The following is a 14,669-nucleotide window of genomic DNA, read 5'->3' on the forward strand; positions in this document are numbered from 1 at the left end:
GCGCGTGCTGCAGCTGAGCCTCGCGCCCACAGGGGGTCAGTAAGCGTCTTCCGGCAAACTGGCGATGATCGAGCGGTAGCTGTTCATCCGTTGCTGCTTGATACGCCCCTCGTCCAGCGCCTTGAGCAGCGCACAGCCCGGTTCGCGATCATGCTTGCAGTCGCGGAAGCGGCAGGTGCCGAACAGGTCGCGGAACTCGATGAAACCATCCTCCACATCACTGCGGCTGACGTGACCCAGGCCGAACTCGCGGATGCCCGGTGAGTCGATCAGGTCGCCACCATTGGGGAAGTGGTACAGCCGCGCGGTGGTGGTGGTGTGGGTACCCTGGCCAGACCATTCCGACAGGTCGCCGACACGGGTGCCGGCCTCCGGCAGCAGGCTGTTGACCAGCGACGACTTGCCCACCCCCGATTGGCCGACGAACACGCTGATGTGGCCGTCGAGCATCTGCTGCAGGCGTTGCATGCCGTCACCGTGATGTGCCGAGACCTCGAGCAGCGGGTAGCCGAGCTCGCGGTAAACCTCCAGCAGCGCATGCAGGCCCGGGCCGTTCTCTTCGTTGATCAGGTCGGCCTTGTTCAGCAGCAGCAGCGGACGAATGCCGGCGTGCTCCGCCGCCACCAGGTAACGGTCGATCAGGTTGGGGTGCGGTTCGGGCGCGGGGGCAAAGACGATCACGATCAGGTCGACGTTGGCCGCCACCGGCTTCAGCTGGCCGTGGTTGTTAGGCCGGCACAGCTCGGTGCTGCGCGGCATCTGCGCGACGATCACGCCAATGCCCTGGTTGCCCGCCCGCCATACCACGCGGTCGCCGGTAACCAGCGCCGGCAGGTTGGCGCGCAAGTGGCAACGGAACACCTGGCCCGCGGCTTCGCCGTCCTGGGCTTCCACTTCTACCTGCACACCGAAGTGCGCAATCACCAGGCCCAACTGCTCTGGCCCAAGGTCGCCACCCTCCAGTTCCTGCAGCACGTGCTGTTCGCGTTTGGCCGCACGCGCGGCGCGCTCGTTCTGGATTTTTTCGATGCGCCAGTTCTGGCGGCGATTGAGCTGGCGTTTGGCCATGAAGGTTCCGTGCGTGGGGGCAGGTTGAAAACGGCAGGCAGTTTAGCACGCCAGGCGCCGGACCATTTGGCTTACCTTCGCACCGTGAATGGGCGTGCCTTGGCCACTACGCTACTATGACGGCCTATACGAGGAGCCCCCGCATGCAAAACCCACAGAACCTGATCTGGATCGACCTGGAAATGACCGGCCTGGATCCGGACAGCGACGTCATCATCGAGATGGCCACCATTGTCACCGACAGCGAACTGAACACCCTGGCCGAAGGGCCGGTGATTGCCATCCACCACAATGACGAAGTGCTGGCGCGCATGGACGAGTGGAATACCCGCACCCATGGCGCTTCGGGCCTGACCCAGCGCGTTCGCGAGAGCAAGGTCGGCATGGCCGAAGCCGAGGCGCAGACCATTGCCTTCCTTGAGCAGTGGGTACCGAAAGGCAAGTCCCCGATCTGTGGCAACAGCATCTGCCAGGACCGCCGTTTCCTGTACCGACACATGCGCAACCTGGAAAACTACTTCCATTACCGCAATCTCGATGTTTCGACCCTGAAGGAACTGGCTGCACGCTGGGCACCTGATGTGCGCGACAGCTTCAAGAAGGGCAATACCCACCTGGCGCTGGACGACATCCGCGAATCGATCGCCGAACTGCGCCACTATCGCGAGCACTTCATCAAGGTATGAGCCGAAAAGGCGCAGATATTGTATCTGCGCCCTCTTTTGGTGCCATGGGCAACTGGTTAGACTGCGCGCCTTTCTCGCACGCCCGCACGGACCCCGCACCATGTTGTTGATGCTCTACCTAATCGCCATCACCGCCGAAGCCATGACCGGCGCGTTGTCTGCAGGCCGCCGCGGCATGGACTGGTTCGGCGTGGTGCTGATTGCCTGCGTTACCGCCCTGGGTGGCGGCTCGGTGCGTGACGTGCTTCTCGGGCATTACCCGCTGACCTGGGTGAAGCATCCTGAATACCTGGTGCTGACCAGCTGTGCGGCGCTGCTGACCATTTTCATCGCGCCGATGATGCGCCGCCTGCGCTCGCTGTTCCTGGTGCTCGACGCCCTGGGGCTGGTGGCTTTTACCTTGATTGGCTGCATGACTGCGCTGGAGATGGGGCAGGGCATGCTGGTGGCGTCGATCAGCGGGGTGATCACCGGGGTATTCGGCGGGATCCTGCGGGATATCTTCTGCAACGACATTCCCTTGGTGTTCCGCCGCGAGCTGTACGCCAGCGTGTCATTTGCCGCGGCGTGGTTCTACCTGGGGTGCGTGTATTTCAAGGTGCCGGCGGAGCAGGCGATGCTGCTGACCTTGTTTGGCGGGTTCCTGGTGCGGCTGCTGGCGATTCGGTTCCATTGGGAAATGCCCAAGTTCCACTACAACGACCAGCAGTGACCTTGACATGCGATCCCTGTGGGAGCGGGTTCACCCGCGAACACGGGCGCAGCCCGTGCCATCCACCGCGGTGGCTTCTTCGCGGGTAAACCCGCTCCCACAAGGTGTGTCTGGCTACGAAACGCCGTGCTGCGCCAGCGCCCACTCCACATGCTCCCTCACGAGCTCCGAGGCATCCTCGCGCCGCGCCTTCAGCGCTTCGATCACCGGGATTGTCGATGGCGCATTGCCAAGCCCCACCGCCAGGTTGCGCAACCAGCGCTCATACCCGGCCCGGCGCAATGGCCCGCCTTCGGTCTTGCGCAGGAAGGTCCTTTCATCCCACAGGAACATCTCCGCCAACTCGGCATTCTCCAGCCCGTGTCGTGGCTGGAAATCCTGCTCCTGGCTGTGCCTGGCAAAGCGGTTCCACGGGCAGACGATCTGGCAGTCATCGCAACCGAACACCCGGTTGCCCATCTTCGAACGTAACTCGACGGGGATCGGCCCCCGTAGTTCGATGGTCAGGTAGGAGATGCAGCGCCGAGCATCCAGCACATACGGCCCGACGAAGGCCTGGGTCGGGCAGATGTCCAGGCAGGCCTGGCAGCGCCCGCAATGTTCGCTGGTGGTGGCTTCGTCCACCGGCAGTGGCAGGTCGACGAACAGCTCGGCGAGGAAGAAATAACTGCCCGCCTTGCGGTTGAGCAGCAGGGTGTTCTTGCCGATCCAGCCCAGCCCGGCCTGCTCGGCCAGGGCCTTTTCCAGCACCGGAGCGCTGTCGACGAAGGCGCGGTAGCCGAACGGGCCGATGGCTTCCTGAATGCGATCGGCCAGGAACTGCACGCGCTTGCGCACCAGCTTGTGGTAATCCCGGCCCAGGGCGTAGCGCGATACGTAGGCTTTTTCGGGCTGTGCCAGGCGCTGCGCCATCTGTGTGTCGCCGGGCAGGTAGTCCATGCGCAGCGATACCACGCGTACCGTGCCAGGGATCAATTGCTCTGGGTGTGCACGCTTGCTGCCGTGGGCACCCAGGTAATCCATCTCGCCCTGGTAGCCGGCGTCGAGCCAGCGCTGCAGGTGGTGTTCGTGTTCGCCAAGGTCTACCCCGGCGATGCCAACATGGGCAAAACCGAGTTCTTGGCCCCAAATCTTGATCGATTGGGCCAGTTGGGCGAGGTCAGGCGTACAGACGGACATGGATGGGCAAGGCAATACGGGCTCAGGTGCGTATAATTCTGCCAGACATTGGAGCCTTTGACCCCATGCCGCAGACCAAACACCCCAGCCATACCCCTCAATTGCTCAGCAGCGTGACTGTCGCGCACCTGCCGGCACGTCATGCGCATGCCCACAAAGGCGACTTCGGCCATGTACTGGTGGTCGGTGGCGACCTTGGTACCGGAGGCGCTGTGCTGCTCAGTGCCGAAGCCGCCCTGCGCTGTGGCGCGGGGCTGGTCAGTGTGGCGACCCGGCCCGAACACGTGACTGCCAGCCTGGCGCGCCTGCCGGAGGTCATGTGCCTGGGCGCCAGTTCGGCCAACCAGCTGATGGGCGTGCTGGAGCGCGCTTCGGTGCTGGTGGTCGGCCCTGGTCTGGGCCAGGCAGCCTGGGGTCGCAGCCTGCTGTCGGCGGTGGCCAATGCCGAACGCCCGCAGGTGTGGGACGCCGATGCCCTGAACTTGCTGGCGCGCACCCCGCTGGCCCTGCCCAGTGGCAGCATCCTTACCCCGCACCCCGGGGAGGCGGCGCGGCTGCTGGGCATTTCCACCGAGGCTGTACAGGCGGATCGCCCGGGCGCTGCACGCAAGCTGGCGCGCCGTTACAACAGCGTCTGCGTGCTCAAGGGGGCCGGCACTCTGGTAGCCGACCCGGCCGGGCAACTGCTGTTGTGCGAACGTGGTCACCCGGCCATGGCCGGTGCCGGCCTTGGCGATGTGCTGACCGGCGTGCTGGCGGCGCTGTTGGCCCAAGGCCTGGATGCCTGGCACGCCGCGGGGCTGGGGGTATGGCTGCACGCCTGTGCCGGCGAGCGTCTGGGCGTAAAAGGTAGAGGCCTGGCTGCCAGCGATCTGGCGCCGGTCATTCGTGAGTTGTTGGAGGAGCATTCTGCGTGTCTGGCTTAAACCTGTTTCTGGCCGATGAAGCGGCCACGGTCAAATTTGGCGCACAACTGGCCGAGGTGACCGGCGGTCACGGCGTTATTTTCCTGGAAGGTGACCTGGGTGCGGGCAAAACCACCCTGTCGCGTGGTCTGATTCGTGGCCTGGGCCATACTGGTGCAGTGAAAAGCCCGACCTTCACTGTGGTCGAGCCATACGAAATTGGTGATGTGCGGGCGTTCCATTTCGACCTGTATCGCCTGGTCGATCCGGAAGAGCTGGAGTTCATGGGTATTCGTGACTATTTCGAGGGCGACCCGCTGTGCCTGTTCGAGTGGCCACAAAAGGGTGCGGGCGTTTTGCCAAAGCCCGACCTGACCATTACCATAAGCCCCCAAGCGGGCGGACGCTCGCTGAACCTTTCGCCGCAGGGGGCTCGCGGCGAGGCCTGGTGCGTGGCACTGGCCGAACACTATAAACAGTAAGTGGGGTAGGTATGCGCATACGCGCACTGGTCGCCATCGTTGGGCTGCTGCTGACAACGGTGACCGTTGACGCTCTGGCCGTCACTCAAGTCAAGAGCATGCGCCTGTGGCGCGCGCCGGACAACACGCGGCTGGTCTTTGACCTGTCTGGCCCCGTGCAACACAGCGTCTTCACCCTGAGTGCACCTGATCGCCTGGTTATCGACATTAATGGCGCGACCTTGGCCGCGCCACTGAACGTGGCTACCTCCAATACGCCGATCAGCAGCGTGCGTTCGGCTCAGCGCACCCCGACCGACCTGCGCGTGGTGGTCGACCTGAAAAAGTCGGTGACCCCGAAAAGCTTCACCCTGGCGCCCAATGCCCAATACGGCAACCGGCTGGTGGTCGACCTGTACGATCAGGAGGCTGACGCAATTGCGGCCAGCGCGCCGACTCCGGCACCCGCCCCGGTACCAACGCCTGCAACCACGCCGGCGGTGCCGGTGAGCCCGGCCCAGCCTGCCATCAAGCTACCGCCGGTACCCAGCGGAAAGCGTGACATCGTGGTTGCCATCGATGCAGGCCACGGCGGTGAGGACCCGGGTGCGTCCGGCTCGCGTGGCCAGCATGAAAAAGACATCGTGCTGCAGATCGCCAAGGAGTTGCAGCGCCAGATCAACAGCGAGAAAGGCTTCCGGGCCGAGCTGACCCGTACGGGCGACTACTTCATCCCGCTGCGCAAGCGCACGGAAATCGCCCGCAAGAAGGGCGCCGACCTGTTCATCTCGATCCACGCCGACGCCGCGCCGTCCCGCGCCGCCTTTGGTGCCTCGGTATTCGCCCTGTCGGACCGCGGCGCCACCTCGGAGACTGCGCGCTGGCTGGCCGACACGGAAAACCGTTCCGACCTGATCGGTGGTGCCGGTAACGTCAGCCTCGACGACAAGGACCGCATGCTGGCCGGCGTGCTGCTCGACCTGTCGATGACCGCCACGCTCAGCTCCAGCCTCAATGTCGGGCAGAAGGTGCTGGGCAACATGGGCCGCATTACCTCCCTGCACAAGCAGCGGGTGGAACAGGCCGGTTTCATGGTGCTGAAGTCGCCGGATATTCCGTCGATCCTCGTTGAAACCGGGTTCATCTCGAACAACAACGAAGCCGCCAAGCTGGCCACCGCCAGCCATCAGCAGGCCTTGGCCCGTTCGATCCACACTGGTGTGCGCCAGTATTTCCAGCAGAACCCACCGCCGGGCACCTACATCGCCTGGCTGCGCGACACCGGCAAGATCGCCGCTGGCCCGCGTGAGCACACGGTACGCCCTGGCGAGACCCTGGCGATGCTTGCCGTGCGCTACCAGGTCAGCGTGACCAGCCTGCGCAGCACCAACAGCCTCAAGACCGATGAACTGAAGGTCGGCCAGCGCCTCGATATCCCCGCTACCACGTTGGCCTCGCAATGACTGGCGGTTCGCGCATCCAGCTGCTCAGCCCGCGGCTGGCCAACCAGATTGCCGCCGGCGAGGTTGTCGAGCGGCCGGCCTCTGTCGCCAAAGAGTTGCTGGAGAACAGCCTGGACTCCGGCGCCCGGCGTATCGACGTGGAAGTTGAGCAGGGCGGCGTCAAGCTGCTGCGGGTGCGTGACGATGGCAGCGGCATTTCCGCCGACGACCTGCCGCTGGCCCTGGCCCGTCACGCCACCAGCAAGATCCGCGAGCTGGAAGACCTGGAAGGGGTATTGAGCCTGGGCTTCCGTGGTGAGGCCCTGGCCTCGATCAGCTCGGTGGCGCGCCTGACCCTTACCTCGCGTACCGCCAGCGCTACCGAGGCCTGGCAGGTGGAAACCGAAGGCCGCGACATGACCCCGCGGGTGCAGCCGGCGGCGCACCCGGTGGGTACTTCGGTGGAAGTGCGCGACCTCTTCTTCAATACCCCGGCCCGGCGCAAGTTCCTCAAGGCCGAGAAAACCGAATTCGATCACCTGCAGGAAGTGATTAGGCGCCTGGCGCTGGCGCGCTTCGATGTCGGCTTCCACCTGCGCCACAACGGCAAGAGCATCCTCAGCCTGCACGAGGCCCACGATGAAACCGCCCGTGCGCGGCGGGTGGGCGCCATCTGCGGCCCGGGCTTCATGGAGCAGGCGCTGCCGATCGACGTGGAACGCAACGGCCTGCGCCTTTGGGGCTGGGTCGGCCTGCCGACGTTCTCGCGCAGCCAGGCAGACCTGCAGTATTTCTTCGTCAACGGCCGTGCGGTGCGCGACAAGCTGGTCGCCCACGCCGTGCGCCAGGCTTACCGCGACGTGCTGTTCAATGGTCGGCACCCGACCTTTGTGCTGTTCCTGGAGCTGGAGCCTAACGGCGTCGACGTCAACGTGCACCCGACCAAGCACGAGGTGCGTTTCCGCGAGGGGCGCTCGGTGCACGACTTCTTGTATGGCACCCTGCATCGCGCGCTGGCCGATGTGCGCCCGGAAGACCAGTTGGCGGCGCCAGCTGCCGTACCCGAAGTGGTCCGCCCCACGGGCCCGCAGGCCGGTGAGTTCGGCCCCCAGGGCGAAATGCGCCTGGCCTCGCCGGTGCTCGAGCAGCCGCGTGGCCCGCAGCAGTCATTCTCCAGCGGTGGTAGTGGTGCGGGTTACCAGTACCAGTACACGCCGCGCCCCTCGCAGCCGCTGCCGGCCGCCGAGGCACAGGCGGTGTATCGCGAATTTTACAAACCGCTGGATGACGGCGCGGTGCCGACGACGCTGCCTGAAAGCCAGGGCGATGTTCCACCGCTGGGCTACGCGTTGGCGCAGCTCAAGGGTATCTACATCCTGGCCGAGAATGCCATTGGCCTGGTGCTGGTAGACATGCACGCCGCTCACGAGCGCATCATGTACGAGCGCCTCAAGGTGGCCATGGCCAGCGAAGGCCTCAGCGGCCAGCCGCTGCTGGTGCCCGAGACCCTGGCCCTGAGCCAGCGTGAAGCAGACTGCGCCGAAGAGCACGCGCAGTGGTTCCAACGGCTGGGTTTCGAACTGCAGCGTCTGGGCCCCGAGACCTTGGCTATCCGCCAGATCCCGGCTTTGCTCAAGCAGGCCGAGGCCAACCGCCTGGTGCAGGATGTACTCGCCGACCTGATGGAATACGGCACCAGCGACCGTATCCAGGCGCACCTCAACGAGCTGCTCGGTACCATGGCCTGTCACGGTGCCGTGCGCGCCAACCGGCGCCTGGCGATCCCCGAGATGAACGCCCTGCTGCGTGACATGGAAAACACCGAGCGCAGCGGCCAGTGCAACCATGGTCGCCCCACCTGGACCCAGATGGGCCTGGACGACCTGGACAAACTCTTCCTGCGCGGTCGATGAAATGAGCGGCAAGCCCCCTGCAATATTCCTGATGGGCCCGACGGCGGCCGGCAAAACCGACCTGGCCATCGAGCTGACCAAAGTACTGCCGTGCGAGCTGATCAGCGTCGATTCGGCGCTGGTCTACCGCGGCATGGACATCGGTTCGGCCAAGCCCTCCAAAGAAATCCTCGCCGCCCACCCGCACCGGCTGATCGACATTCGCGACCCGGCCGAAAGCTATTCGGCTGCGCAGTTCCGTGCCGATGCCCTGGAAGCCATGGCAGAGATCACCGCACGCGGCAAGATCCCGTTGCTGGTGGGCGGCACCATGCTCTATTACAAGGCGTTGATCGATGGCCTGGCCGATATGCCGGCGGCCGATGCCGCGGTGCGTGCCGAGCTGGAAGCCCAGGCCGAAGCGCTGGGGCTGGCCGAGTTGCACCGCCAGTTGGCCGAGGTTGACCCTGAGTCGGCGGCGCGTATCCACCCCAACGACCCGCAGCGATTGATCAGGGCGTTGGAGGTTTACCGGGTGAGTGGCGAGAGCATGACGGCACATCGACAGCGTCAATTCGCGGAAAGTCGCGGCGCAGACGCAGGCGCTGGCGGACATTTGCCCTATACTGTCGCGAGTTTGGCGATTGCTCCTACAGATCGTCACATTTTGCATCAGCGAATTGCGTTACGATTTTCACAGATGCTGGAACAGGGCTTCGTCGACGAGGTCCGATCGCTGCGAGCCAGAAGTGACTTGCACGCCGGGCTGCCGTCTATACGGGCAGTGGGGTATCGGCAGGTCTGGGATTACCTGGACGGCAAGCTGACTGAGAATGAGATGCGTGAACGCGGTATCATTGCCACCAGGCAGCTGGCCAAGCGGCAGTTCACCTGGTTGCGTGGCTGGCCTGAAGTACACTGGCTTGACAGCCTGGCCTGCGACAATCTGTCCCGCACCTTGAAATACCTTGGGGCCATCTCCATATTGAGCTGAGTCCCTGCTGATTGCCGTCTATTCTTGCGAAGGGGCGGCCTAATTTATCGATTTTCTTGATTTTCTATTATTGATCCTTACAGGAGTGCGGCATATGTCAAAAGGGCATTCGCTACAAGACCCTTACTTGAACACCTTGAGAAAAGAAAAGGTCCCGGTATCCATCTATCTGGTCAACGGCATCAAACTGCAGGGTTCGATCGAGTCCTTCGACCAGTTCGTGGTACTGCTGAAGAACACCGTCAGCCAGATGGTCTACAAGCACGCCATCTCGACCGTGGTTCCTGCCCGTCCGGTTCGCCTGCCAAGCCCGTCCGATTCCGATCACGGCGACAGCGAGCCAGGCAACGCCTGATAGGAGCCTGCATTGTTCTTTGAGCGCCACGGTGGTGGTGAGCGGGCGTTGCTCGTTCACTTGGAAGGTCAGAACCCTGAGGCGCGCGAAGACCCGCAGGAGTTTCAGGAACTGGCATTGTCGGCCGGTGCCGACATCGTCTCGCTGGTCACGGTGGCAAGGCATCAGCCTTCCGCCAAATACCTGATTGGCAGTGGCAAGGTCGAAGAGTTGCACGACCTGGTCCATGCCGAGCAGGTAGACCTGGTGATTTTCAATCACACCCTCACGCCCAGTCAGGAGCGCAACCTCGAGCGTGTGTTCGAGTGTCGTGTGCTCGACCGCACCGGGCTGATCCTCGATATCTTCGCCCAACGGGCGCGTACCCATGAAGGCAAGCTGCAGGTCGAACTGGCCCAGCTCGAGCACATGAGCACGCGGCTGGTGCGCGGCTGGACCCACCTTGAGCGACAGAAGGGTGGTATCGGCCTGCGCGGCCCGGGTGAAACCCAGCTGGAAACCGACCGCCGCCTGTTGCGGGTGCGCATTCGCCAGATCAAGTCACGCCTGGAGAAGGTGCGCAGCCAGCGCGAGCAGGCACGCCGCGGGCGCAAGCGTGCGGACATTCCGTCGGTATCGCTGGTGGGTTATACCAACGCCGGCAAGTCCACGCTGTTCAACGCCCTGACAGAATCCGAGGTGTATGCCGCGGACCAGCTGTTCGCCACCCTCGACCCGACCCTGCGCCGGCTCGAGCTGAACGACCTGGGGCCGATCGTGCTGGCCGACACCGTGGGCTTCATTCGCCACCTGCCGCACAAGCTGGTCGAGGCATTTCGGGCTACGCTCGAAGAGTCGAGCAATTCCGACTTGTTGCTGCATGTGATCGATGCCCATGAGCCGGAGCGCATGGAGCAGATCGAGCAGGTGCTGGCGGTGTTGGGCGAGATTGGCGCCGAAGGGTTGCCGATCCTCGAGGTGTATAACAAACTCGACTTGCTCGAAGATGTCGAGCCGCAGATCCAGCGCAATGCCGATGGCAAGCCGGAACGGGTCTGGGTATCGGCACGCGATGGGCGTGGCCTGGAGCTGGTCGGCCAGGCGATTGCCGAGTTGCTGGGGGATGATCTGTTTGTCGGTACCCTGTGTCTGGAGCAGCGTTTTGCCCGCTTGCGCGCGCAATTCTTTGCCTTGGGTGCCGTGCAGAGTGAAGAGCATGATGAAGAAGGGCGCAGCCTGCTGAGCGTGCGACTGCCCATGGTCGAACTGAATCGCCTGGTCAGCCGCGAAGGCATGGAGCCGCAAGTGTTTGTCGAGCAACACACTTTGCAATAAATGCTCGTCGAGGTCGCCGGGCAGCAGTGACAGGCATTCTGTAGCATTGGACGGCGCGCCGTGGGCGCGTCTTTGCTTTATCAGATGGAGAGCGCTATGGCTTGGAACGAGCCGGGTGGCAACTCGAACAATCAGGATCCCTGGGGCGGTCGCCGGAATGGCGGTGGCGGCGGTGGTGACAAGAAAGGTCCACCGGACCTGGACGAGGCCTTCCGCAAATTGCAGGACAGCCTGAACGGCATGTTCGGCAGTGGCAAGAAACGTGGCGGCGGTGGCCGCAATGTCGGCAAGGGCGGTGGCCTGGGCCTGCTGGGCATCGGCCTGGCGGTGCTGGCTGCTATCTGGCTGTACAGCGCCGTGTACGTGGTCGACGAGCAGGAGCAGGCCGTGGTGCTGCGCTTCGGCAAGTACTATGAGACGGTCGGCCCCGGCCTGAACATCTACTTCCCGCCGATCGATCGCAAGTACATGGAGAACGTCACGCGCGAGCGTGCCTATACCAAGCAGGGCCAGATGCTGACCGAAGACGAGAACATCGTCGAGGTACCGCTGACCGTCCAGTACAAGATCAGCAACCTGCAGGACTTCGTGCTCAACGTCGACCAGCCTGAGGTCAGCCTGCAGCACGCGACCGAGAGTGCCCTGCGCCATGTGGTGGGCTCCACCTCGATGGACCAGGTGCTGACCGAAGGTCGTGAGCAGATGGCCGTGGATATCCGCGAGCGCCTGCAGCGTTTCCTCGACACCTACCGTACCGGTATCACTGTCACCCAGGTCAACGTACAGAGCGCGGCTGCACCGCGTGAAGTGCAGGAAGCCTTCGACGACGTGATCCGAGCCCGTGAAGACGAGCAGCGTGCCCGCAACCAGGCCGAGTCCTACGCCAATGGCGTGGTACCGGAAGCCCGTGGTCAGGCCCAGCGCATCATCGAGGACGCCAACGGTTACCGCGACGAAGTCATTGCCCGCGCCAAGGGTGAGGCCGATCGCTTCACCAAGCTGGTCGCCGAGTACCGCAAGGCACCTGACGTGACCCGTCAGCGCCTGTATCTGGAGACCATGCAAGAGGTCTACAGCAATTCGAGCAAGGTCATGGTGGCAACCAAGGACGGGCAGAACAACCTGCTCTACCTGCCGCTGGACAAGATGGTCGAAGGCAGCCGCAACTCGTCCGCGCCGACCACCAGCGTGTCGCCATCGGTCAACGATGCGGCCGCCCGTGCGGCGCAGGACCTGCAACAGCAACAGCAGCCGCTGCGTACTAGGGAGAGCCGCTGATGAGCAACAGATCGCTGATCGCCCTGATCGCCGCCGTGGTCCTGGCCATCGTGGCCTGGAACAGCTTCTACATCGTGTCCCAGACCGAGCGTGCGGTATTGCTGCGCTTCGGTAAGGTAGTCCAGGCGGATGTACAGCCGGGCATGCACGTGAAGATTCCGTACGTGAACCAGGTGCGCAAGTTCGACGCCCGCCTGATGACCCTCGACGCCCCGACCCAGCGGTTCCTGACTCTGGAGAAGAAAGCGGTGATGGTCGACGCCTACGCCAAGTGGCGCGTCAAGGACGCCGAACGTTTCTACACCGCCACATCCGGCATGAAACAGATCGCCGACGAGCGTCTGTCGCGTCGTCTGGAAAGCGGCCTGCGTGACCAGTTCGGTAAACGTACCCTGCATGAAGTGGTTTCCGGTGAACGTGACGCGCTGATGGCTGACATCACTGCTTCGCTGAACCGCATGGCCGCCAAGGAGTTGGGTATCGAGGTGGTCGACGTGCGCGTCAAGGCCATCGACCTGCCGAAGGAAGTCAACCGCAGCGTGTTCGACCGCATGAGCACCGAGCGTGAACGTGAAGCCCGCGAGCACCGCGCCAAGGGTAACGAGTTGGCTGAAGGTATCCGTGCCGATGCCGATCGTCAGCGCCGCGTACTGCTGGCTGAGGCCTATCGCGAAGCAGAGGAAACCCGCGGTGACGGCGACGCCCAGGCGGCCGCCATCTACGCCAAGGCCTACACCCAGGACGCTGATTTCTATGCGTTCTACCGTAGTCTGCAGGCGTACCGCGAGAGCTTCTCGAGCAAGAGCGACGTGCTGGTCCTGGACCCGAAGAACGAGTTCTTCCGCTTCCTGGACAAGAGCAGGCCGTGATGCTCAGGCCCTGATTTTCATGCGGCGGCGCCCCGCCTGGCAGCTAAAACGCCAGGCGGGGTGCATCCTTAATGAAAAGGGGTGTATGATGAGGCAGCCGGGAAATTTCCCGGCTTTTTTGCGTCTGCAAGGTTGATTGGCAAACCGCCAGTTGGCGGATTGGTCAGGTCGCAAGGCAATTCGAGGGTGTCGGGTACGGTGGCTGCGCTGGGATCAGTGCTGCCCGCTGCTGTGCGCGATACCGGCTTTACTGACGGCTCGCCTGCTGGCAAGCCGCCCGGACCAGAGGGGAAATGGCGTAATGGCAACGGTAGACCGCTGGCTGCTGCCAGATGGCATCGAGGAAGTACTGCCACCTGAGGCCGCGCGCATCGAGATCGCGCGCCGCCAGGTGTTGGACCTGTTCCAGAGTTGGGGCTACGAGCTGGTCGTCACCCCGCATATCGAGTACCTGGAGTCGCTGCTCACCGGCGCCGGCCAGGACCTGGATCAGCGCACCTTCAAGGTAGTAGACCCGCAGTCCGGTCGCCTGATGGGCTTCCGCGCCGACTTCACCCCGCAGGTGGCGCGCATTGACGCCCACACCCTGCGCCGTGAAGGCCCGAGCCGCCTGTGCTATGCCGGCAGCGTGCTGCACGCCCAGCCGCGTGCCCTGTCCACCTCGCGTAGCCCGATCCAGCTGGGTGCCGAGCTGTACGGCGACGCCAGCCCCACCAGCGATGTCGAAGTCATCAGCCTGATGCTCGCCACGCTGCAGCTGACCGATGTGCCAGATGTGCACATGGACCTGGGCCACGTCGGTATCTACCGCGGCCTGGCCCGTGCTGCCGGCCTGTCCGGCGCGGTCGAGCAGCAGCTGTTCGACGCCCTGCAGCGCAAGGCCGTGGATGAGGTTCAGGTGCTGACCGCCGACCTGCCGAAGGACCTGGGCAACATGCTGCGCGCGCTGGTGGAACTGTGCGGTGGCCGCGAAGTGCTGGCCGAAGCCCGCGTGCGCCTGGGCCGAGCCCCGGCCAGCGTGCTGGCGGCGCTGGACGACCTGCTGGCGATCGCCGATCGCCTGGCGTCGCGCTTCCCGGACCTGCCGCTGTACTTCGACCTCGGCGAGCTGCGCGGTTACCACTATCACACAGGCGTGGTGTTCGCCGTGTTCGTGCCGGGCGAAGGCCAATCGATCGCCCAGGGCGGGCGCTATGACGACATCGGCGCCGATTTCGGCCGGGCCCGCCCGGCCACCGGTTTCTCCACGGATTTGAAGACCCTGGTCACACTGGGGCGAGCGGAGGTCGTATTGCCAACTGGCGGCATCTGGATGCCGGACAGTGGCGACGCGGCCCTCTGGCAGCAAGTCTGCCAGTTGCGCAACGAGGGCCAGCGTGTGGTCCAGGCCCTGCCTGGCCAGCCGTTGAGTGCTGCTCTCGAGGCGGATTGTGATCGGCAATTGATTCAGCAAGACGGGCGCTGGCAGGTTCTGCCGCTGGCCCAGTGAGTTTCTGCGCCGGCAGTAGGCCGGC

The 14,669-nt window shown here is 64.0% G+C and carries 14 protein-coding genes; 12 read left to right on the top strand and 2 right to left on the bottom strand.

Annotation, left to right across the window (positions count from 1 at the left end; all coding sequences use genetic code 11):
* Positions 1-36: 36 nt before the first annotated feature.
* Positions 37-1,068, bottom strand: a complete 1,032-nt coding sequence (rsgA, locus tag IMX18_RS00060) for a small ribosomal subunit biogenesis GTPase RsgA (RefSeq protein WP_013974444.1) — start codon at positions 1,066-1,068, stop codon at positions 37-39.
* A 143-nt stretch (positions 1,069-1,211) separates the two neighbouring features.
* On the opposite strand from rsgA, the gene orn reads away from it, so the two are divergent.
* Both orn and IMX18_RS00070 read left to right on the top strand, forming a co-directional pair.
* Complete coding sequence (gene orn, locus IMX18_RS00065) at positions 1,212-1,754, top strand: oligoribonuclease (protein WP_015272012.1); 543 nt, start codon at positions 1,212-1,214, stop codon at positions 1,752-1,754.
* A gap of 100 nt (positions 1,755-1,854) precedes the next feature.
* Positions 1,855-2,466 carry a trimeric intracellular cation channel family protein gene (locus IMX18_RS00070; RefSeq protein WP_013974442.1) on the top strand — a complete coding sequence of 204 codons (612 nt, stop codon included), beginning with the start codon at positions 1,855-1,857 and terminating at the stop codon, positions 2,464-2,466.
* A 114-nt stretch (positions 2,467-2,580) separates the two neighbouring features.
* On the opposite strand, the gene queG is transcribed toward IMX18_RS00070, so the two are convergent.
* Positions 2,581-3,645, bottom strand: coding sequence for a tRNA epoxyqueuosine(34) reductase QueG (gene queG, locus IMX18_RS00075; protein ID WP_015272011.1), 1,065 nt, complete (start codon positions 3,643-3,645; stop codon positions 2,581-2,583).
* A 65-nt stretch (positions 3,646-3,710) separates the two neighbouring features.
* Between queG and IMX18_RS00080 the strand changes: the two genes are divergently transcribed.
* The 10 genes from IMX18_RS00080 (at position 3,711) to IMX18_RS00125 (ending at position 14,644) form a co-directional block, all read left to right on the top strand.
* Positions 3,711-4,571 carry an NAD(P)H-hydrate dehydratase gene (locus IMX18_RS00080; protein WP_015272010.1) on the top strand — a complete coding sequence of 287 codons (861 nt, stop codon included), beginning with the start codon at positions 3,711-3,713 and terminating at the stop codon, positions 4,569-4,571.
* On the top strand, positions 4,559-5,032 hold the full coding sequence (gene tsaE / locus IMX18_RS00085; protein ID WP_015272009.1) for a tRNA (adenosine(37)-N6)-threonylcarbamoyltransferase complex ATPase subunit type 1 TsaE: 474 nt from the start codon (positions 4,559-4,561) through the stop codon (positions 5,030-5,032). The genes IMX18_RS00080 and tsaE overlap by 13 nt, the downstream gene beginning before the upstream one ends.
* 11 nt (positions 5,033-5,043) lie before the next feature.
* On the top strand, positions 5,044-6,474 hold the full coding sequence (locus tag IMX18_RS00090) for an N-acetylmuramoyl-L-alanine amidase (RefSeq protein WP_015272008.1): 1,431 nt from the start codon (positions 5,044-5,046) through the stop codon (positions 6,472-6,474).
* Positions 6,471-8,366, top strand: coding sequence for a DNA mismatch repair endonuclease MutL (gene mutL / locus IMX18_RS00095; RefSeq protein ID WP_054572158.1), 1,896 nt, complete (start codon positions 6,471-6,473; stop codon positions 8,364-8,366). The genes IMX18_RS00090 and mutL overlap by 4 nt, the downstream gene beginning before the upstream one ends.
* A gap of 1 nt (position 8,367) precedes the next feature.
* Positions 8,368-9,339, top strand: a complete 972-nt coding sequence (gene miaA, locus IMX18_RS00100; RefSeq protein WP_013974436.1) for a tRNA (adenosine(37)-N6)-dimethylallyltransferase MiaA — start codon at positions 8,368-8,370, stop codon at positions 9,337-9,339.
* A 94-nt stretch (positions 9,340-9,433) separates the two neighbouring features.
* Complete coding sequence (hfq, locus tag IMX18_RS00105) at positions 9,434-9,694, top strand: RNA chaperone Hfq (RefSeq protein WP_015272006.1); 261 nt, start codon at positions 9,434-9,436, stop codon at positions 9,692-9,694.
* 12 nt (positions 9,695-9,706) lie between these two features.
* A complete protein-coding gene (gene hflX / locus IMX18_RS00110; RefSeq protein ID WP_015272005.1) occupies positions 9,707-11,008 on the top strand; it encodes a ribosome rescue GTPase HflX in 1,302 nt (433 codons plus the stop codon).
* 96 nt (positions 11,009-11,104) lie between these two features.
* A complete protein-coding gene (gene hflK / locus IMX18_RS00115; RefSeq protein WP_015272004.1) occupies positions 11,105-12,286 on the top strand; it encodes an FtsH protease activity modulator HflK in 1,182 nt (393 codons plus the stop codon).
* Positions 12,286-13,155, top strand: a complete 870-nt coding sequence (gene hflC, locus IMX18_RS00120; RefSeq protein WP_013974432.1) for a protease modulator HflC — start codon at positions 12,286-12,288, stop codon at positions 13,153-13,155. The genes hflK and hflC overlap by 1 nt, the downstream gene beginning before the upstream one ends.
* A 301-nt stretch (positions 13,156-13,456) precedes the next feature.
* Positions 13,457-14,644 carry an ATP phosphoribosyltransferase regulatory subunit gene (locus IMX18_RS00125; protein WP_013974431.1) on the top strand — a complete coding sequence of 396 codons (1,188 nt, stop codon included), beginning with the start codon at positions 13,457-13,459 and terminating at the stop codon, positions 14,642-14,644.
* Positions 14,645-14,669 lie beyond the last annotated feature (25 nt).

It is taken from the genome of Pseudomonas shirazica, from assembly GCF_015168335.1.
GTDB classification, from domain to species: Bacteria; Pseudomonadota; Gammaproteobacteria; order Pseudomonadales; family Pseudomonadaceae; genus Aquipseudomonas; species Aquipseudomonas asiatica.